This is a genomic window from Vibrio sp. Vb1127 (assembly GCF_033338735.1).
GTDB lineage: Bacteria > Pseudomonadota > Gammaproteobacteria > Enterobacterales > Vibrionaceae > Vibrio > Vibrio alginolyticus.
In genome coordinates this window covers 1-19,575 of the sequence record NZ_JAWOTF010000033.1, presented here as the reverse complement: position 1 = coordinate 19,575, position 19,575 = coordinate 1, and the positions used below count along the sequence as shown (strand labels likewise).

At 45.2% G+C, this 19,575-nt stretch carries 20 protein-coding genes; 19 read left to right on the top strand and 1 reads right to left on the bottom strand.

The window, feature by feature from the left end:
* Positions 1 to 159: 159 nt before the first annotated feature.
* Positions 160 to 963: an inositol-1-monophosphatase gene (gene suhB / locus R7H07_RS22385; RefSeq protein ID WP_005381722.1), complete on the bottom strand. Its 804-nt coding sequence runs from the start codon at positions 961 to 963 to the stop codon at positions 160 to 162.
* A 231-nt stretch (positions 964 to 1,194) separates the two neighbouring features.
* Between suhB and trmJ the strand changes: the two genes are divergently transcribed.
* The 19 genes from trmJ to R7H07_RS22290 all read left to right on the top strand — a co-directional run bounded on the left by trmJ (position 1,195) and on the right by R7H07_RS22290 (position 19,444).
* The gene (gene trmJ / locus R7H07_RS22380) at positions 1,195 to 1,914 is read left to right on the top strand and encodes a tRNA (cytosine(32)/uridine(32)-2'-O)-methyltransferase TrmJ (RefSeq protein ID WP_005383693.1); all 720 of its coding nucleotides are present in this window, start codon (positions 1,195 to 1,197) and stop codon (positions 1,912 to 1,914) included.
* A gap of 125 nt (positions 1,915 to 2,039) precedes the next feature.
* Entirely contained in the window at positions 2,040 to 2,546 is a 507-nt protein-coding gene (iscR, locus tag R7H07_RS22375) for a Fe-S cluster assembly transcriptional regulator IscR (protein WP_005381720.1), read from the top strand.
* A gap of 28 nt (positions 2,547 to 2,574) precedes the next feature.
* The gene (locus tag R7H07_RS22370; protein ID WP_005381719.1) at positions 2,575 to 3,789 is read left to right on the top strand and encodes an IscS subfamily cysteine desulfurase; all 1,215 of its coding nucleotides are present in this window, start codon (positions 2,575 to 2,577) and stop codon (positions 3,787 to 3,789) included.
* Positions 3,790 to 3,827: 38 nt separating this feature from the next.
* A complete protein-coding gene (iscU, locus tag R7H07_RS22365) occupies positions 3,828 to 4,211 on the top strand; it encodes a Fe-S cluster assembly scaffold IscU (protein WP_005381718.1) in 384 nt (127 codons plus the stop codon).
* Positions 4,212 to 4,281: 70 nt separating this feature from the next.
* Positions 4,282 to 4,605: an iron-sulfur cluster assembly protein IscA gene (gene iscA / locus R7H07_RS22360; protein WP_005381717.1), complete on the top strand. Its 324-nt coding sequence runs from the start codon at positions 4,282 to 4,284 to the stop codon at positions 4,603 to 4,605.
* Positions 4,606 to 4,660: 55 nt separating this feature from the next.
* Positions 4,661 to 5,176, top strand: coding sequence for a co-chaperone HscB (hscB, locus tag R7H07_RS22355; protein WP_206959750.1), 516 nt, complete (start codon positions 4,661 to 4,663; stop codon positions 5,174 to 5,176).
* 21 nt (positions 5,177 to 5,197) lie between these two features.
* A complete protein-coding gene (gene hscA / locus R7H07_RS22350) occupies positions 5,198 to 7,051 on the top strand; it encodes a Fe-S protein assembly chaperone HscA (protein ID WP_005383703.1) in 1,854 nt (617 codons plus the stop codon).
* A 13-nt stretch (positions 7,052 to 7,064) separates the two neighbouring features.
* Positions 7,065 to 7,403: an ISC system 2Fe-2S type ferredoxin gene (gene fdx, locus R7H07_RS22345; RefSeq protein ID WP_005381713.1), complete on the top strand. Its 339-nt coding sequence runs from the start codon at positions 7,065 to 7,067 to the stop codon at positions 7,401 to 7,403.
* Positions 7,404 to 7,447: 44 nt separating this feature from the next.
* Positions 7,448 to 7,642, top strand: coding sequence for a Fe-S cluster assembly protein IscX (gene iscX, locus R7H07_RS22340; protein ID WP_005381711.1), 195 nt, complete (start codon positions 7,448 to 7,450; stop codon positions 7,640 to 7,642).
* Positions 7,643 to 7,803: 161 nt separating this feature from the next.
* Entirely contained in the window at positions 7,804 to 9,102 is a 1,299-nt protein-coding gene (pepB, locus tag R7H07_RS22335; protein ID WP_206954192.1) for an aminopeptidase PepB, read from the top strand.
* Positions 9,103 to 9,197: 95 nt separating this feature from the next.
* Entirely contained in the window at positions 9,198 to 9,623 is a 426-nt protein-coding gene (ndk, locus tag R7H07_RS22330; RefSeq protein WP_206959748.1) for a nucleoside-diphosphate kinase, read from the top strand.
* A 373-nt stretch (positions 9,624 to 9,996) separates the two neighbouring features.
* Complete coding sequence (locus R7H07_RS22325; protein WP_017633913.1) at positions 9,997 to 11,124, top strand: bifunctional tRNA (adenosine(37)-C2)-methyltransferase TrmG/ribosomal RNA large subunit methyltransferase RlmN; 1,128 nt, start codon at positions 9,997 to 9,999, stop codon at positions 11,122 to 11,124.
* A 436-nt stretch (positions 11,125 to 11,560) separates the two neighbouring features.
* On the top strand, positions 11,561 to 12,511 hold the full coding sequence (rodZ, locus tag R7H07_RS22320) for a cytoskeleton protein RodZ (protein WP_005383707.1): 951 nt from the start codon (positions 11,561 to 11,563) through the stop codon (positions 12,509 to 12,511).
* A gap of 6 nt (positions 12,512 to 12,517) precedes the next feature.
* Positions 12,518 to 13,636: a flavodoxin-dependent (E)-4-hydroxy-3-methylbut-2-enyl-diphosphate synthase gene (gene ispG, locus R7H07_RS22315; protein ID WP_005381699.1), complete on the top strand. Its 1,119-nt coding sequence runs from the start codon at positions 12,518 to 12,520 to the stop codon at positions 13,634 to 13,636.
* A gap of 26 nt (positions 13,637 to 13,662) precedes the next feature.
* The gene (gene hisS / locus R7H07_RS22310; RefSeq protein ID WP_005381698.1) at positions 13,663 to 14,931 is read left to right on the top strand and encodes a histidine--tRNA ligase; all 1,269 of its coding nucleotides are present in this window, start codon (positions 13,663 to 13,665) and stop codon (positions 14,929 to 14,931) included.
* Between the two features lie 126 nt (positions 14,932 to 15,057).
* Complete coding sequence (locus tag R7H07_RS22305) at positions 15,058 to 15,672, top strand: YfgM family protein (protein WP_005381697.1); 615 nt, start codon at positions 15,058 to 15,060, stop codon at positions 15,670 to 15,672.
* Positions 15,673 to 15,684: 12 nt separating this feature from the next.
* On the top strand, positions 15,685 to 16,845 hold the full coding sequence (bamB, locus tag R7H07_RS22300) for an outer membrane protein assembly factor BamB (protein ID WP_005381696.1): 1,161 nt from the start codon (positions 15,685 to 15,687) through the stop codon (positions 16,843 to 16,845).
* A gap of 167 nt (positions 16,846 to 17,012) precedes the next feature.
* Positions 17,013 to 18,509 (top strand): ribosome biogenesis GTPase Der, encoded by a 1,497-nt coding sequence (der, locus tag R7H07_RS22295; RefSeq protein WP_206959746.1) that lies wholly within the window; start codon positions 17,013 to 17,015, stop codon positions 18,507 to 18,509.
* A 59-nt stretch (positions 18,510 to 18,568) separates the two neighbouring features.
* Complete coding sequence (locus tag R7H07_RS22290) at positions 18,569 to 19,444, top strand: alanyl-tRNA editing protein (RefSeq protein WP_115386389.1); 876 nt, start codon at positions 18,569 to 18,571, stop codon at positions 19,442 to 19,444.
* Positions 19,445 to 19,575: the final 131 nt, after the last annotated feature.

The window sequence follows — 19,575 nt, the reverse complement described above, 5'->3', positions numbered from 1 at the left end:
TGTATCTGAATAGAGTCGTGAGCTTGTAGAGCCTCTCTGTATGAAGAGCCTTCAGCTACAGCTAAGTCGATACGGAGCAGTAGATACAAAAAAGCCCCGCTCATTGAGCGGGGCTTTCTAAAGTCATCAGCGTGACGGGCTATATATGACTTTCAAATATTACTTAAGGATCGCGCTGTTACCGTTTTCGCGAATGTGCTTAAGGATAGATTTTACGCCACGAGCGCTTGAAGCAACGATGTTACCAGACTTCATGTAGTCAGTGCCGCCAGCAAAGTCTGTTAGGATTGCGCCAGCTTCACGAGCAATAAGCTCACCTGCTGCCATATCCCAAGGTTTTAGGCCTAGCTCGAAGTAACCATCAACACGGCCAGCAGCCACGTAACAAAGGTCAAGAGCAGCAGAGCCGCTACGACGGAAATCAGCACACTCAGTGAATAGCGCACCAACGATCTTGATGTAAGACTCAGCGTGTTGTTTCTGCTTGAATGGGAAGCCTGTTGCTAGAACAGTGCCTTGAAGGTCTTTTAGTTGAGCAACACGAATACGTGCACTGTTTAGTTGAGCGCCGGCACCGCGTTGTGCAGTGAATAGCTCGTTTTGCATTGGATCGTAAACACAAGCAACTTCAGTTTTGCCCTTAATACGAACAGCGATAGAAACCGCGAAAGTTGGGTAACCTTTTACAAAGTTAGTGGTGCCATCCAGTGGGTCGATGATCCATTGTACGTCTTTATCTTTACCTTCGATAAGACCTTGTTCTTCAGCAACGATACAGTGCTCAGGGTAAGACTGCTTGATAGTATCGATGATGATGTATTCTGCTTCTTTGTCTACGTTAGTGACAAAGTCATTAGTGCCTTTAAGAGTAGATTCTACTTTATCAGTGTTTTCTAATGATTTAGCAATATGATTGCCTGCCTTTCGCGCAGCGCGAATAGCAATGTTTAGCATTGGATGCATACGAATTTCCCAACGGATGTTAAAGAACAAATGAAAGCGGCGGCGAGTATACCAGAGATAATCAAAAAGGGAAGTGGTTATTTTTTGCTCTAATTGCGGACGACTGAGTGTACAGATCATACTGCGGACGAGAACAATAACCAAGAATGAGAAGAGAGGTCTGCTTGCCTCTAGGGTGTCTTAAAAAACTATGATAACATTCTGCGGTTTTAATTTAGGTAGCAAACACAGATGTTGGATCAAGTAAAAATTGTACTCGTAGGTACCTCTCATTCAGGCAATATTGGCTCAGCAGCTCGAGCAATGAAAGTGATGGGTTTAAACCAACTAGTATTAGTCGATCCACAATGTGAAGTGGATGAACAAACTCTTGCTTTAGCTGCGGGTGCTGGTGATATTGCTCAAAATGCAAAGATTGTCGGCACATTAGAAGAAGCGGTTGAAGATTGTGGCCTTGTTGTGGGTTCTAGCGCCCGCTCTCGTACATTAGAATGGCCAATGCTCGAGCCACGTGAATGCGGTGAGAAATTTGCAGTTGAAGGCCGAAAGCATCCGGTTGCGCTCGTGTTTGGCCGAGAAAGAACTGGTTTGACAAACGAAGAGCTACAAAAGTGCCACTACCATGTTTGTATTCCCGCTAATCCTGAGTACAGCTCGCTTAACCTAGCGATGGCTGTACAAACTCTCAGTTACGAAGTGCGAGTTGCACACTTGAACTTAGAGCAAAGCCAGTTTTCCCCAAATGAATCGGAAGAATACCCGCGTCATCGAGAACTCGAAATGTTCTTCGAGCATCTTGAAAAGGTGATGGTTGAGACCCAGTTTATTAACAAAGAGCAACCTGGACAGGTGATGAATAAGTTGCGCCGTTTGTTCTCTCGTGCTCGACCAGAAACCCAAGAACTTAATATTCTACGAGGCGTTTTGACTTCGATAGAAAAGAAGTTCTGAGTAAATAATAACCACTTTAGATGTAAGGATGAATACCTGAGTAAAATGGTCAAATAAATACTTGACCAAATTACTCAGGTATGGAAAAATCTTAACCATTACAAACCATGTGGATACGGTGTGGTATGAAACTTACATCTAAAGGAAGATATGCGGTGACAGCCATGCTGGATGTGGCACTGCATTCGCAACAAAACCCTGTACCTCTGGCTGATATTTCAGAGCGTCAAGGGATCTCGCTCTCTTACTTAGAGCAGCTATTTTCAAAATTGCGTAAAGCAGGTCTCGTTGCCAGCGTTCGTGGTCCTGGTGGTGGTTACCGACTTGGTGCCGACGCTCACAGTATCGCTATTGGTACCGTGATTGCTGCCGTTGATGAGTCAGTAGATGCAACCAAATGCCAAGGTAAAGGAGATTGCCAAGGTGGAACACGTTGCCTTACTCACACGCTGTGGCGTGACCTAAGCTCTCGCATTAGTGACTTTTTGAATAACATCACTCTTGGTGAGTTGATGACAGACAATGAAGTACTCGAAATTTCTGATCGTCAGGACATTGATCTGGCGGTAACCCATGGGCTATCAAACAAAAATACAACCGCCGCGCCCATCGGTGTAAACGTCCGCTCTTAGCGGTCAGCTTTTTACATTGGAGTAGAGAATGAAACTGCCGATTTATCTTGATTATTCCGCTACATGTCCAGTTGATCCACGTGTTGCTGAAAAAATGGTTCAGTACATGACAATGGATGGCACATTTGGCAACCCAGCGTCACGTTCGCACCGTTACGGCTGGCAGGCAGAAGAAGCGGTCGATACTGCTCGTGAGCAAATTGCTGACCTTCTAAATGCAGATCCTCGCGAAATCGTATTTACATCTGGTGCGACAGAATCAGACAACCTTGCGATTAAAGGTGCAGCGCACTTTTACTCGAAGAAAGGCAAGCACGTAATCACTTGTAAAACAGAGCACAAAGCCGTTCTTGACCCATGTCGTCAACTTGAGCGTGAAGGCTTTGAAGTGACTTACCTTGAGCCAGAATCAAATGGCTTGATCGATCTAGAGAAGCTTAGAGCAGCCATGCGTGATGACACCGTGCTTGTGTCTATTATGCATGTAAACAACGAGATTGGTGTGGTTCAAGACATTACAGCGATCGGCGAACTGTGCCGTGAGCGTAAAATTGTTTTCCACGTGGACGCTGCGCAATCTGCAGGTAAATTACCAATCGACGTTCAAGAGATGAAAGTTGATCTAATTTCACTTTCTGCTCACAAAGTATACGGCCCTAAAGGTATCGGTGCACTTTACGTACGTCGTAAGCCTCGTATTCGTCTTGAAGCGCAAATGCACGGTGGCGGTCATGAGCGTGGTTTCCGCTCTGGTACACTACCTACTCACCAAATCGTAGGTATGGGTGAAGCATTCCGCATTGCAAAAGAAGACATGCAAAAAGATTACGATCATGCTTTAGCGCTTCGTAACCGTCTTTTTGATGGCGTGAAAGACTTAGAAGCAGTGACGGTAAACGGTGACTTTGAGCAGCGTGTACCACACAACCTAAACATCAGTTTCGCATTCGTAGAAGGTGAATCACTACTAATGTCGCTTAAAGATCTAGCGGTATCTTCTGGTAGTGCTTGTACGTCTGCAAGCCTTGAGCCTTCTTACGTTCTTCGTGCCCTAGGCATGGATGACGAATTGGCTCACAGCTCGGTTCGTTTCTCGTTTGGTCGTTTCACGACTGAAGAAGAAATTGATTACGCAATTGAACAAATCCGCGTTGCAGTGACTAAGCTACGCGACATGTCTCCTCTATGGGATATGTACAAAGAAGGGATTGATTTGAGCACTGTTGAATGGGCTCACCATTAATCTCAGGGATTGAAATAGAGGATTCGAGGTAATTTATCATGGCATACAGCGAAAAAGTAATTGATCACTACGAGAACCCACGTAACGTTGGTTCATTCGATAAAGAAGACCCATCAGTAGGTAGCGGCATGGTTGGCGCTCCTGCGTGTGGTGACGTAATGAAGCTTCAAATCAAAGTGACACCTGAAGGTATCATCGAAGATGCGAAGTTCAAAACATACGGTTGTGGTAGTGCAATCGCATCAAGCTCACTAGTAACTGAGTGGGTAAAAGGTAAGTCAGTTGATGAAGCGGCAGCAATTAAAAACTCTGAGATTGCTGAAGAGCTAGAGCTTCCACCAGTGAAAGTTCACTGTTCTATTCTTGCTGAAGATGCAATCAAAGCAGCGGTTGCTGACTACAAGAAAAAACACCAAGAATAATTATTCCGTAATATAATGGGAGCTTTGACGCTCCCATTCCAATCGAAATTTAGACAGACTAAGGTGCAGTATGGCCATCACAATGACAGAATCAGCGGCAAGTCGCGTAAGAGCATTCCTAGATAACCGAGGCAAAGGTATCGGTTTACGTCTTGGAGTGAAGACGACTGGCTGTTCCGGCATGGCATACGTACTTGAGTTTGTTGATGAGCTCAATGAAGAAGACGAAGTATTTGAACTCTCTGGAGTGAAAATTATCATCGATCAAAAGAGCTTAGTGTACCTAGATGGTACTGAATTGGATTACGTGAAAGAAGGGTTGAATGAAGGTTTTGAATTCAACAACCCTAACGCGAAAAGTGAATGTGGTTGTGGTGAAAGCTTCAACGTCTAATTGATTGTCCTTCTGGGCAAACGAGTCCGGAAGGCTTTACTAGGACCCGAACTTAATGAATCACTTTGAATTATTTGGGCTACCAAGTCAGTTTAAGCTGGATGGTAGCCTTCTTTCTTCTCAGTTCCGAGAACTACAAAAACGCTTCCACCCGGATAACTTTGCAACGGGCTCAGAACGTGACCGTTTGATGGCGGTGCAAAAGGCGGCGCATATCAACGATGCCTATCAAGTTCTGAAAAATCCTATTTCTCGCGCCGAGTATATCCTCGCAGAGCAAGGTGTTGAGATCCGAGGTGAACAGCAAACAATGCAAGATCCGATGTTCTTAATGGAGCAAATGGAACTGCGCGAAGAACTGGAAGAGATTGCTGACAAGTCCGATCCTGAATCGGCGCTTTTTGACTTCGACTCTAAGGTCAGCAAAATGTACAAACAGCATCTGGCAAGCGTCGAGCAAGAGCTTGATGATGGTCTATGGACTGAAGCCGCAGACCGAGTTCGTAAGCTAAAATTCATTGCCAAACTAAAGAACGAAATTGAGCTAGTCGAAGACAAACTCCTCGGCTAGTAAGCGTGACAAGGACCTATCATGGCACTACTTCAAATCGCAGAACCGGGCCAAAGCTCGGCACCTCATGAGCATAAGTTAGCAGCGGGTATCGACTTAGGTACTACCAACTCTTTGGTTGCTTCTGTACGTAGCGGCGATGCAACTCCACTTGCGGACGAGCAGGGCCGTACTATTTTACCTTCAGTCGTTAATTACGCTGAGGAAACGTTAACGGTCGGCCACGAAGCCAAAGCCAAAGCAGAGTTTGAACCAGAGAACACGATTATCTCTGTAAAACGTTTGATCGGTCGTTCATTAAAGGACATTAAGTCCCGTTACTCTTCACTTCCTTATCGTTTTAAAGAGAGTGAAAATGGCCTGCCAATTCTGCAAACACCTCAAGGTGACAAAAACCCGATTGAAGTATCTGCGGACATCCTAAAAGTATTGGGTAAGCGAGCTGAAGATACGTTAGGTGGTGAGTTAGCTGGTGTCGTTATTACCGTTCCTGCTTACTTTGATGACGCGCAACGTGCAGGTACAAAAGATGCGGCGAAATTAGCTGGTCTTCATGTTCTCCGTCTACTTAATGAACCAACCGCTGCGGCAATTGCTTATGGCCTAGACTCTGGTCAAGAAGGTGTGATTGCGGTTTACGATCTAGGTGGCGGTACTTTTGATATCTCTATCCTACGTTTATCGAAAGGCGTATTTGAAGTATTAGCAACAGGTGGCGACTCTGCATTAGGCGGTGACGACTTCGACCATCTATTTGCCGATTATTTAATGGAGCAAGCGGGTCTAGAAGCTCCGCTTTCTGCAGAAAAGAACCGTACACTGTTGAACATTGCTACTGAAGCTAAGATTGCTTTCTCTGAGCAAGACAGTGTTGACGTTGACGTTTTTGGTTGGAAAGGCACCGTGACTCGCGAGCAGTTCGAAGATCTGATTCGTCCGCTAGTGAAGAAAACCCTGATGTCTTGCCGCCGTGCGCTGAAAGATGCGGATGTAGATGCGGAAGATGTACTTGAAGTAGTCATGGTCGGTGGCTCAACACGCACATTGCTTGTACGAGAAATGGTTGGCGAATTCTTTGGCCGTACACCACTGACAAGCATTAACCCAGATGAAGTCGTCGCAATCGGTGCGGGTATTCAAGCTGATATTCTCGCGGGTAACAAACCTGACTCTGAAATGTTGCTTCTTGATGTGATTCCACTGTCGCTCGGTATTGAAACCATGGGTGGTTTGGTCGAGAAGATCATCCCCCGCAACACTACGATTCCCGTTGCGCGTGCGCAAGAATTTACCACATTCAAAGATGGCCAAACGGCGATGAGTGTTCATGTGGTACAAGGTGAACGTGAAATGGTTGATGACTGTCGTTCACTTGCTCGCTTCTCGTTAAAAGGTATTCCTCCGATGGCAGCGGGTGCGGCACATATTCGCGTGACTTACCAAGTTGACGCTGATGGCCTTCTTTCTGTTACGGCAATGGAGAAGAGCACTGGTGTTCAATCAGAGATTCAAGTAAAACCTTCTTACGGCTTAAGTGACAATGAAGTGGCGGATATGTTGCGTGATTCAATGACGCACGCAAAAGAAGACATGCAAGCTCGTGCCTTAGCTGAACAGCGTGTTGAAGCCGACCGAGTGATAGAAGGTTTGATTGCAGCGATGCAAGCTGATGGTGATGACTTACTATCAGAACAAGAGAAACAAAACTTGATTAAAGCCATCGAAGCCTTGATTGAGCTGCGTAATGGTGATGATGCAGATGCGATAGAGCAGGGCATTAAAGATACCGATAAAGCGAGCCAAGATTTCGCATCACGCCGTATGGATAAATCGATTCGAGCTGCGTTGTCAGGTCAATCAGTAGACGATATATAAGAGATAAGTAGTTATGCCTAAGATTATTGTATTACCACACGACGATTTGTGCCCAGAAGGTGCAGTGTTGGAAGCAAACTCTGGTGACACCGTTCTAGACGTAGCGCTAAAAAACGGTATCGGTATTGAACATGCGTGTGAGAAGTCATGTGCGTGTACTACCTGCCACGTAATCATCCGTGAAGGTTTTGATTCACTTGAAGAAAGTGAAGAACTAGAAGACGACATGCTAGATAAAGCGTGGGGTCTAGAGCCTGAGTCACGCCTAGGGTGTCAGGCGAGAATTGCTGATGAAGACTTGGTGGTAGAAATTCCTAAATACACACTAAACCACGCTTCAGAAGATCACTAAAACTATCTTCCCAATATAGGGAAGAAGCAAAAGGAAGATGAGCAATGAAATGGACAGATTCTCGCGATATCGCGATTGAACTTTGTGACAAGTTTCCAGATGTCGATCCAAAAACAGTGCGTTTTACCGATCTTCATCAATGGATCATGGAGTTAGATGAGTTTGACGATGAGCCAAACCGTTCTAATGAAAAGATTCTAGAAGCCGTTATCATGTGCTGGATGGACGAAGCGGACTAAGTCTGTAAAACACAGCCTAGTTAACAATTCTTACTAAAAAAAGCGGACCTTTAGGTCCGTTTTTTTATCCAATTGACATTTTTGCCCTACATAATGCTAACATCCGTGAGTTATTAAAAAGAAGCAGCGTAGGCAACGCTGCTATAAGACAAGGAGAAACCATGTCTACACAGATGTCTGTATTTTTAAGTCAAGAGTCGGCAGCACCACATTGGGGTGAAAAAGCACTGCTTTCATTCGCTGAAAACGGCGCAACTATTCACTTAGGTGAAGGTCATGATCTCGGCGCAATTCAACGTGCAGCTCGTCAGCTAGATGGCCAAGGAATTCGTTCTATTTTTCTTTCTGGTGATAACTGGGATCTAGAGAGCGTATGGGCTTTCCACCAAGGGTTCCGTAACCCTAAAAAACATGGCTCAGTTGAGTGGGCAGCATTGTCTGATGAAGATCAAGCAGAGCTTCAAGCTCGTATTACTTCGACTGATTTTACCCGCGATATTATCAACAAAACGGCAGAAGAAGTTGCTCCTCGTCAGCTAGCGACAATGGCTGCTGAATTCATCAAATCTGTTGCGCCGAAAGGCACGGTGACAGCTCGTATCGTCAAAGACAAAGACTTGTTGGCAGAAGGTTGGGAAGGTATTTACGCAGTAGGCCGTGGTTCTGAGCGTACTTCTGCGATGCTTCAGTTAGACTACAACCCAACTGGTGACGAAAACGCACCTGTATTCGCATGTCTTGTGGGTAAAGGCATCACCTTTGATTCCGGTGGTTACAGCTTGAAGCCTTCTAACTTCATGAGTGCAATGAAAGCAGATATGGGTGGCTCGGGTACTATCACTGGTGGCCTAGGGTTAGCTATCTTACGCGGTTTGAACAAGCGCGTAAAACTGATCTTGTGTTGTGCTGAGAACATGGTTTCTGGCCGTGCCCTTAAGCTTGGCGACATCATCACTTACAAAAACGGCAAAACCGTTGAGATTATGAATACCGACGCGGAAGGTCGCTTGGTGCTTGCAGACGGTCTTATCTACGCTAGTGAGCAAAAGCCTGAGTTAATTATTGACTGCGCGACGCTAACAGGCGCAGCGAAGAATGCGTTAGGTAACGATTACCATGCGCTAATGAGCTTTGATGATGAGCTATCGCATCAAGCGCTTACGGCGGCAAACCAGGAAAAAGAAGGCTTGTGGCCGCTACCACTTGCTGATTTCCATCGAGAAATGCTGCCATCTAATTTTGCCGATTTATCGAATATCAGCTCTGGTGATTATTCTCCGGGTGCAAGTACTGCAGCTGCATTCTTGTCTTACTTCGTTGAGGACTACAAAAAAGGCTGGTTACATTTCGACTGTGCGGGTACGTATCGTAAAGCCGCTTCTGATAAATGGGCTGCGGGAGCAACGGGTATGGGTGTTCGTACACTTGCTCGTTTCCTCAATGAGCAAGCTGGAAAATAAGATTGATTGCAGCACTCTCTTGTTTGAGTGCTGCTCTTACCCAGTAAGTCACTTTAAAAGCACAACTATTATTACAAGTACAGAAAGGAAATTTTATGGCTCTAGAAAGAACATTTTCAATCATTAAGCCTGATGCTGTAGAGCGAAACCTAATTGGTGAAATCTACAATCGTATTGAAAAGGCTGGCCTACGTATCATCGCTGCCAAAATGGTTCACCTGACAGAAGATCAGGCAAGTGGCTTTTATGCAGAGCATGAAGGTAAAGAGTTTTTCCCTCCTCTAAAAGAGTTCATGACATCTGGTCCTATTATGGTTCAGGTATTGGAAGGTGAAAATGCGACTGCACGTTACCGCGAGCTAATGGGTAAAACCAACCCAGAGGAAGCGGCATGCGGCACTTTGCGTGCTGATTACGCACTCAGCATGCGTCACAATTCAGTTCATGGTTCCGATAGCCCTGAGTCTGCCGCTCGTGAAATTGAGTTTTTCTTCCCTGAATCAGAAGTTTTCTCTCGCTAACTCGTTCATGCATCACTTTTGCGTGATGATCTAGTTCGTAATAACCTCGGATTTGTCCGAGGTTTTTTATTCCGCGTTCTCCATTTCCCCGGCGAGTTCATTCGTAATTATTCGCGAAGACGTTGGCTAATTTGAGCATCTTACAGGGGGGAAAGCTTAGTTAAGTGTGTTTGTTCTCACTGTTTTCTCTGTATCACTTCTACGCTTTTGCTGTCGGTTGTCTAATCATTATTCTCACCGTAAAGTCTGATTAAAATTTAAACGTTTTTATTTTAATGCCTTAGCAAACTCAGGGTCTTACACCCCTTGTTGTAGCTGAATAAAGGCTGTACAATTCGCGCCCTTATTCTTGTTTCAGTCATTGAGAGGCAACATGACCACTGAAAAAATCAATCTACTCGACTTTGATCGCAAAGGCATGCGTCAGTTTTTCGCGGAAGAACTTGGCGAGAAAGCGTTTCGTGCCGATCAGGTTATGAAGTGGATCTACCATTTCGGTGTAGATGACTTCGAAAAAATGACAAACATCAACAAGAAGCTGCGCGAAAAGCTTTTACACAAGTGTGAAATTAAAGCACCAACTGTAGCAGAAGCTCAGCATTCTTCAGACGGCACGATCAAGTGGGCAATGAAGGTTGGTGATCAGGATGTAGAAACGGTTTACATTCCAGAAGATGATCGCGCAACGCTTTGTGTATCTTCTCAAGTAGGTTGTGCATTGGAATGTAAGTTCTGCTCAACAGCACAGCAGGGCTTTAACCGTAACTTGAAAGTTTCAGAGATCATCGGTCAGGTGTGGCGTGCTGCACGTGAAATTGGTCTTGAGAAAGAAACAGGCCGTCGCCCAATTACGAACGTCGTGATGATGGGCATGGGTGAGCCGCTTCTTAATATGAAGAACTTGATTCCTGCATTGGAGTTAATGTTGGATGACCTTGGCTTTGGTTTGTCGAAGCGTCGCGTAACCGTATCAACATCAGGTGTGGTTTCTGGTCTTGATCAGATGACGGGCAAAATCGACGTTGCGTTGGCGATCTCTCTTCATGCGCCAAACGATAAGCTGCGTAGTGAAATCATGCCAATTAACGATCGTTGGGATATTCAAGATTTCCTAGCATCCGTTCGTCGTTACATTGCTTCATCGAATGCAAACCGTGGCAAGGTAACAGTCGAGTACGTGTTGCTTGATCATGTGAACGATGACATGGACCATGCTCGTGAACTGGCTGAGCTGATGAAAGACACACCATGTAAGATTAACTTGATTCCGTTTAACCCGTACCCAGGTTCACCTTACAAGAAACCAAGTAACTCACGTATTGATCGCTTCCAAAAAACATTGATGCAATACGAGCACACAGTTACGGTTCGTAAAACACGTGGTGATGACATTGATGCCGCATGTGGTCAGTTGGTCGGTGATGTAATTGACCGAACTAAACGTACGGCAATGCTGAAAGCGTCACGCGGTGCCGATACCATTGAAGTGAAAGCTGTATAAACGACCGGAATTCAAAAATAGCCAGAGCCATTCGCTCTGGCTATTTTGTTTATTGTTTAGGACATTTTCGCCAAGATTTGGGACTATCACTCTTCAACCTAAGGTTATTTGGGTATAATTTCGAATTCCTTTGTCAAAGTTTGGACAAAAGCTTGAGCTATCTGTTAGTTTGAGTGTAAAGAGTTTTTGTCTTCGTTGCGCATTCGCTTATCATGATATGTAACACTAACGATGACACCGATAATTCTCAGCACTTTCTCACATACGTTTTGCTGATTTTTGCAAAACGGGTATTCGCACTCAGATCGCTGAGAGTTTCTTAAAATTATTATTTTTGGTTAACGCGTTTAGGCTAGCTATCTTTTAAAGAGGCTTAAGAACAATAACGAAAATACATGACCACGTTAGCCACTAAAACAGATTAAATACCGCCATTATGACAGAACACGAAAATACGAATGAAGTGCCACTCTCTATTGAAGCTGGCACATTACTGAAAAACAAACGTGAATCCTTGGGAATGAGCCAAAAGCAAGTTGCCGATCGCCTGAGGCTTCGCATTTCTGTGATTGAAGATATTGAAAATAACCGATTTGAATCTCAACAAGTCGCGACATTTACGCGTGGTTACTTACGCTCTTACGCTAAATTCGTAGGTCTTGATGAGAAGGTGGTTTTGACGGCGTTAGAGCAGACTGCCGATGCTCAGCCTCAAGAGCAAGAAATTGAAATGCAAAGCTTCTCTCGTAAAACAAAAGACGAGAAGCACAATAGCCGTATTATGCTCCTTACTTGGGTTATCGGGCTAGTCATTATTGGCATTTCAGCGGCATGGTGGTGGCAAAACCAACAAGAGAATAGCCTAACTAAGGAAGTAACGGATTCAAGTGTTGAAGCGCCGCAGCCCACTGCTCAAGAATTAGCTGATATCGATTTGATGACGGCTGAAGAGTTAATCGCAAGCACTCCTGAAGAAGTTGCTTCAACTAATGAAGGTGTTGCTGAATTGACTGAAGCACCCGTTGAGCAAGGGGCGGATCCTTTGCTGACTGAAACTGAAAATACAACAAGCGTAGATTCTGAAGAACCTGTTGCCGTGATTGAAGCGGCGGAAGAGGAACAGCCTGCGCCAGTAGTACCTGAAGGCATGACACTTCTTACTATGAAGTTTAAAGCGGACTGTTGGATTCAAGTAAAAGACACCAATGGTAAAACGCTGGTAAGTGGTACTCATAAGCCAGGACAAGATGTAGAACTTACCGGAAAAGCGCCATTTAAAGTGATATTAGGCGCACCGGAAGGGGTTACAATGACATTTGCAAGTGAACCTGTCGACCTTTCTGGGTATACTTCAGGCAAAGTAGCTAGATTCACTCTACCGTTATAAAAAATTATGCAACACGAATCTCCAATTATTCGTCGTAAATCGACGCGTATTTATGTGGGTGATGTGCCAATTGGTGATGGTGCGCCAATTGCAGTACAGTCAATGACTAACACTCGCACGACTGACGTAGAAGCGACAGTCGCTCAAATCCGAGCACTAGAAAAAGTCGGCGCAGATATCGTTCGAGTTTCTGTACCTACGATGGACGCAGCAGAAGCTTTCAAACTGATTAAACAGCAAGTTTCTGTACCATTAGTGGCTGATATTCATTTCGACTATCGTATCGCGCTGAAAGTTGCGGAGTACGGAGTTGACTGTTTACGTATCAACCCAGGTAACATCGGCAATGAAGAGCGCATTCGCGCTGTTGTTGATTGCGCTCGCGATAAAAACATCCCGATCCGTATTGGTGTCAATGGTGGATCTTTGGAAAAAGATCTACAGATGAAATACGGTGAGCCTACGCCAGAAGCCTTGGTTGAGTCGGCGATGCGTCACGTAGATCATCTCGATCGTCTTAACTTTGACCAATTTAAAGTTAGCGTGAAAGCTTCAGACGTTTTTCTTGCGGTGGATTCATATCGTCTGCTGGCGAAGAAAATCGATCAGCCTCTTCATTTAGGTATCACAGAGGCGGGTGGTGCTCGAGCTGGCGCTGTTAAGTCATCTGTTGGCTTAGGTATGCTGTTATCTGAAGGGATAGGCGATACGCTGCGTATCTCTTTGGCTGCCGATCCAGTTGAAGAAATCAAAGTTGGTTTCGACATCCTTAAATCTCTGCGCATTCGCTCTCGAGGCATCAACTTTATTGCGTGCCCAAGCTGCTCACGCCAAGAATTCGATGTGATTGGTACGGTGAATGCACTGGAGCAACGTTTAGAAGACATCATCACTCCAATGGATGTGTCTATCATCGGTTGTGTGGTAAACGGCCCTGGTGAAGCAGAAGTTTCTCACTTAGGTCTAGCAGGTAGTAACAAGAAGAGCGCATTCTACGAAGATGGTAAACGCCAGAAAGAGCGCTTTGATAACGATGACCTTGTGAATAAGCTAGAAGCTAAGATCCGTGCGAAAGCAGCTATGATGAATGGCGAAAACCGCATCGAAGTTAAAGTACAAGATTAATCTCAACGAGAATTACGGTAAGTATTGTGGCAAAAACAATTCAAGCAATTCGAGGCATGAACGATTGCCTCCCAACTCAGTCGCCACTGTGGCAAAAATTAGAAAACACAGTGAAAAATGTAATTAGCGCATACGGTTATAACGAAGTGCGCATGCCAATCGTTGAAGAAACAAACCTATTCAGCCGCGCTGTTGGTGAAGAAACAGACGTCGTTTCAAAAGAAATGTACACTTTTGATGACCGTAACGGCGACAGCCTAACACTTCGCCCAGAAGGTACGGCGGGTTGTGTACGTTCATGTATCCAAAACAGCCTGATCAACCGTGATGAACAGCGTCTGTGGTACATGGGGCCTATGTTCCGCCATGAACGTCCGCAGAAAGGTCGTTACCGTCAATTCCACCAGTGTGGTGTTGAGGTGTTTGGTCTAAATGGTCCAGATGTTGATGCAGAGCTTATCATGATGACGGCGCGTCTATGGCGTGAGCTAGGTATCAATGAACATGTTCGTCTTGAGCTGAACTCTATCGGTTCTCAAGAAGACCGCGCAGACTACCGTACTGCACTGGTTGCATTCCTTGAGCAACATATTGATGTGCTAGATGAAGATTGTAAGCGTCGCATGCACACGAACCCACTGCGTGTTCTGGATACGAAGAACCCAGACGTTCAAGCTATTTTAGGTGATGCGCCTCGCCTTTCAGATTACTTGGGTGAAGAATCTAAAGCACACTTCGCAGGTCTATGTGAACTTTTAGACGCCGCAGGTATCAAATACACAGTTAACGAACGTCTAGTTCGTGGTCTGGATTACTACAATCGCACGGTATTTGAGTGGATCACCGAGAGCCTAGGTGCTCAAGGCACTGTATGTGGTGGTGGTCGTTACGATGGCCTTGTAGAGCAATTAGGTGGTAAACCAACACCAGCGGTTGGCTTTGCAATGGGCCTAGAGCGTCTAGTACTGATGCTAGAAACGTTGGAACTGACAGACGTTCGTCGCAGTGTTGACGTGTACGTAGTCACAGCGGGTGAAGGCACCATGATGGCAGGAATGAAGCTAGCAGAACAGCTTCGCGAGTCTGTTCCAGGCGTTCGTGTGATGAATCACTTCGGTGGCGGTAACTTCAAGAAACAGTTTAAACGCGCAGACAAAGTTGGTGCTGTTGTAGCATTAGTTCTGGGTGAAAACGAAGTTGCGGATAATACCGTAGTACTGAAAGACTTAGCTGGTGGTGAGCAAGAGACTTACAACCAAGCAGAAGTTGCAGAAAAGATCGCAGCACTGATTTAAGTCTTTTAGTAATCTAACAAAATTACATCCTAGTTCGTAAGCTAAGGCTCCCAAATGTGGAGCCTTTAAACGAAATAGGAACAATGGCAGCTAAGCTGCCATTTACATGTTTTAAGAGGACAGGAAGTGGAACTTTACGATACTGAAGAACAACAAGTTGAAGCCATTAAAGACTGGTGGAAGGAAAACGGCAAAGCCGTCATCATCGGTGCGGTTGTTGGTTTAGGTGGTCTATTCGGCTGGCGTTACTACCAGGATTCTGTGATTCAGGCGAGTGAAGCAGCTTCTCAAAGCTACACGACAGCAATGAATGCTTTGCAAGACAAAGGCACTGATGCTCAAGCTGACGTGAAAGCTTTCATTGAGTCAAATGAAGTAAAAGAATATTCAGTATTGGCTGCGCTACAACTTGCTAAAGCACAAGTTGAAGCTCAAGACCTTTCTGCTGCATTGGAGCAACTGAAGTGGGCGCAAAGCAACACTCAAGATGCTGCGTTGTTACCATTGATTAGTTACCGCATTGCGCGTATTGAGACGGAAATGGGTAACTTCGACGCTGCAACGGCAGAGCTAAGTAACGTCACTGATACAGCATGGACAGGTCGTATTGCTGAACTTCGTGGCGATATTGCGATTCGCCAAGGTGACAAAGATGCTGCGTACGCTGCGTATACTGAAGCTCAGCAAGCGGCAGATGCAAGCCCGACACTACAAATGAAATTGGACGATCTGGCGAAATAAGGACCGCATTGGATGAAAAGAGTCTTTAAGAAAGCCTTGCTAGGGGCGTTAACAATGGGAGTACTTGCCGGTTGTGCAGGTGAGAAAGACACCATTGTAATGGCGCCACTACCTCAGGTAGACAGTCAGTTTACAACCAGTAGTGAGTGGAGCACATCGGTTGGCGATGGTGTCGGTCATTACTTTTCAAAGCTATCCCCTGTATTTGCGAATGATACATTGTTCGTGGCAAGTCGTGATGGCTTAGTAAAAGCGCTGGATCCTGAGAATGGTAAACAACGTTGGCAAACGGATCTAGAAGAAGATGTCATTGCTCGTCTCTCTGGTGGTATCACAGCGGCATACGGAAACCTTTACATTGGCTCTGAGAATGGTGAAGTCATCTCTCTTGACCAAGAAACAGGTGAAATTGTTTGGCGTGTAAAAGTTGGTGGTGAGGTACTGGCGAAGCCAGTTGCAGATTCAGGCCTTATTATCATCAATACTAGCCGAGGCATGTTGATTGCCCTTAATGAGAGTACAGGTGAGCAACGCTGGGCATTGAGTACAGAAGTGCCGAACTTAACTTTACGTGGCGACAGTACTCCGACTGCAATTGGTGGCGGTGTATTTTGGGGAACGGCAAATGGCCGACTCGCAGCTGCTATCGTTGAGCGTGGTCAGTTGATTTGGCAACAGCCTGTTGGTACGCCAAAAGGCGCGACAGAAATTGATCGTTTGGTTGACGTTGATTCATCGCCAATTGTGCTAGGCGGTACTCTTTTCACCATTGGATACAATGGCCAACTTATCGCTATTGACTTGCGTTCAGCGAACCCGATTTGGAAGCGTAATTACTCATCTGCGACAGACATTTCTACAGATGGTAGTCGCATCTTTGTGATAACGGAAAAAGATCATGTTGTTGCCGTTGATTCACGAAGCGGAACTGAGTTGTGGGAAAACAGCTTGCTTGAGCACCGACAACTTACAGCGCCAGTTATTGTTGGCAATTATCTCGTTGTCGGTGACACGCTTGGTTACCTTCACTGGATGGATCGTTCAACGGGCGAATTTGTTGCGCAGCAGTTTGTCGATGATAGTGGCTTGGCAGTTGGCCCGACGTTATTGTCGGATGGTTATGTGATTACAACTCGCAACGGCGATGTAAAGAAACTAACCATTAACGAATAATATCGTGATATAATTCACATTCGGCTCCTGGCTGGTGACAGCTAGGAGCCGTTTTGTTGTTTGAATTTATTAACCCTGACGTGGTTATAGGTAAAAATCTGGTTTGATTTGGCATCGAGCAAGTCGTTACCTATAACTACAGAAGAAAGATTATTGTAGAGGTTGTTATGGTACCTGTTGTAGCTCTAGTAGGGCGTCCGAACGTAGGTAAATCTACACTATTTAACCGATTGACTCGCACTCGTGACGCGTTGGTTGCGGACTTTCCAGGCCTAACGCGAGACCGTAAATATGGCCAGGCGAGACTTGGTGAAGAGCACGAATTCATTGTGATTGATACCGGTGGTATCGATGGCACAGAAGAAGGCGTGGAAACAAAGATGGCAGAACAGTCATTAGCCGCGATTGATGAGGCTGATGTTGTGTTGTTCCTTGTTGACGGTCGTGCTGGTCTGACACCTTCAGATGAAGCAATTGCTGCGCATCTGCGTAAAATTGAAAAGCCAGCGATGCTGGTAGTAAACAAAATCGATGGTATTGATGCCGATGCGGCGTGTGCTGATTTTTGGCAGCTCGGAGTGGATGATATGTACCAGATTGCGGCTGCTCATGGCCGTGGTGTGACCGCTTTGCTTGAGCGTGCTTTATCTCCATTCTTTGATGATCTATTAACAAGTGAATCTGAAGAAGGTGAGATTGAAGACCTGACTGGATTCGAAGACGAAGAGCCTCTTGTTGAAGATTACACTGAAGAAGACGCAGAAGCTGAATTCAAGCGCCTTCAAGAGCAGCCGATTAAGTTGGCGATCATCGGTCGTCCGAATGTAGGTAAATCGACACTGACTAACCGTATTCTGGGTGAAGAACGTGTAGTTGTATACGATATGCCAGGTACAACGCGCGATTCTATCTACATCCCGATGGAACGTGATGGACGCGAATACGTACTAATTGACACCGCAGGTGTTCGTCGTCGTGGTCGTATCAATGAAACGGTTGAAAAGTTCTCTGTTGTTAAGACGCTGAAAGCGGTAGAAGATGCAAACGTCGTTCTACTGGTGATTGATGCACGTGAAAATATTTCAGACCAAGACCTAAGCTTGCTTGGTTTTGCACTGAATGCTGGCCGCTCAATTGTCATCGCCGTTAACAAGTGGGATGGTCTAGACAGTGACGTGAAAGAAAGCGTGAAGAAAGAACTGGACCGCCGTCTAGGATTCGTCGATTTCGCGCGTATCCACTTTATCTCTGCGCTGCACGGTACTGGCGTTGGTCACTTATTTGAATCTATTCAAGAAGCATATAACTCGGCGACAACGCGTGTGGGTACGTCAGTACTGACGCGTATCATGAAGATGGCAGTGGATGATCACCAGCCGCCAATGGTTCGTGGTCGTCGTATCAAACTCAAATACGCACACGCAGGTGGTTACAACCCACCGATCGTTGTTATCCACGGTAACATGGTTCGTGATTTACCAGATTCGTATAAACGTTATCTGATGAACTACTTCCGTAAGTCTCTGGAAATTATGGGAACACCGATTCGCATTAACTTCCACAACAGTGATAACCCATACGAGAACCGTACGAATAAGCTTACGCTATCACAAGAGCGTAAACGTAAGCGTATGATGTCGATGGTGAAAAACCGCAATAAATAATGAAATTCGAATACCCAAGTTTCTACTTGGGTATTTTTTTATCAAAAGTAATCGTAAAAATGACTATCACAGCAACAAAGACTCGTTTTTGTCATCAAACATGGCAATTAGAAGCACAAATACAGCTCGTTCAATCTACGGAAGAAGTGACTTACGTTATTACAGATGTCACGCCGTTCCATCCCGTTAGTCACATATGGCCGGATCACCCTGCAGACAAAGGAACGTTGAAGGTGAATGGGGCTGAGCATGACGTAGTAGATTGCCAAGTTGGAGCAGTGGAGCAGGAGAGTGGTGCTTTGTATGTGGGTAGTGACATCCCTGTAAAGCGTGATGCTGAAGGTTGGGTGTTTGTCGTCGTGCATGTTTTATCACGTACGGAATCATTTGCAATTAATGACTTGGTAACATTAGCGGTAGATAAAGACTATCAAAATGCTTTGAGTCGAGGCCACACAGCAGGACACTTAGCGTATTTGGCGTTGAATAAAGTACTAGCGGAAGACTATTGGCGAAAAGACGCAGACCGCAAAGACCCACATGGTTATTATGACTTTAATAGCTATGCGCAAGTCACGAGTTATGTCACTCCAGACAAGTGCCTCGATACGTACCGTTTAGGCAAAACACTCCGTAAAAGAGGATTAAACAGTGCAGATATGCTGAATGACCTCCAGGCGATTGCAGAAAAAGTGAATGGCCAACTGGTTGAATGGCTTCAAAGAGATGCGATGATCACCATGGAATGCCACGGCGATAGATTAACGGATTCTCGCTATTGGAAGTGCGATTTAGGGGAAGGTCAATTAGCGGTAATCCCTTGTGGTGGAACGCATGCGAGCCATTTAAATGAGTTTGCTTTTATCCAAGTTAAACTCGTTGAGCTCGACGCTCAAACTATCGAAATGCACACCAATGTAAACACTGCTTTCTGAATAAGATCTTTTTATTAAATTCTGATTTTTCGTTTAATTAAATCTCTCTAAGGTTTTTTATTCTGTCTTAAATTGGAATGCAGAATATGTAACTTATGCTTTCGGTGTGTGGTTATATAAATATTCTTTTA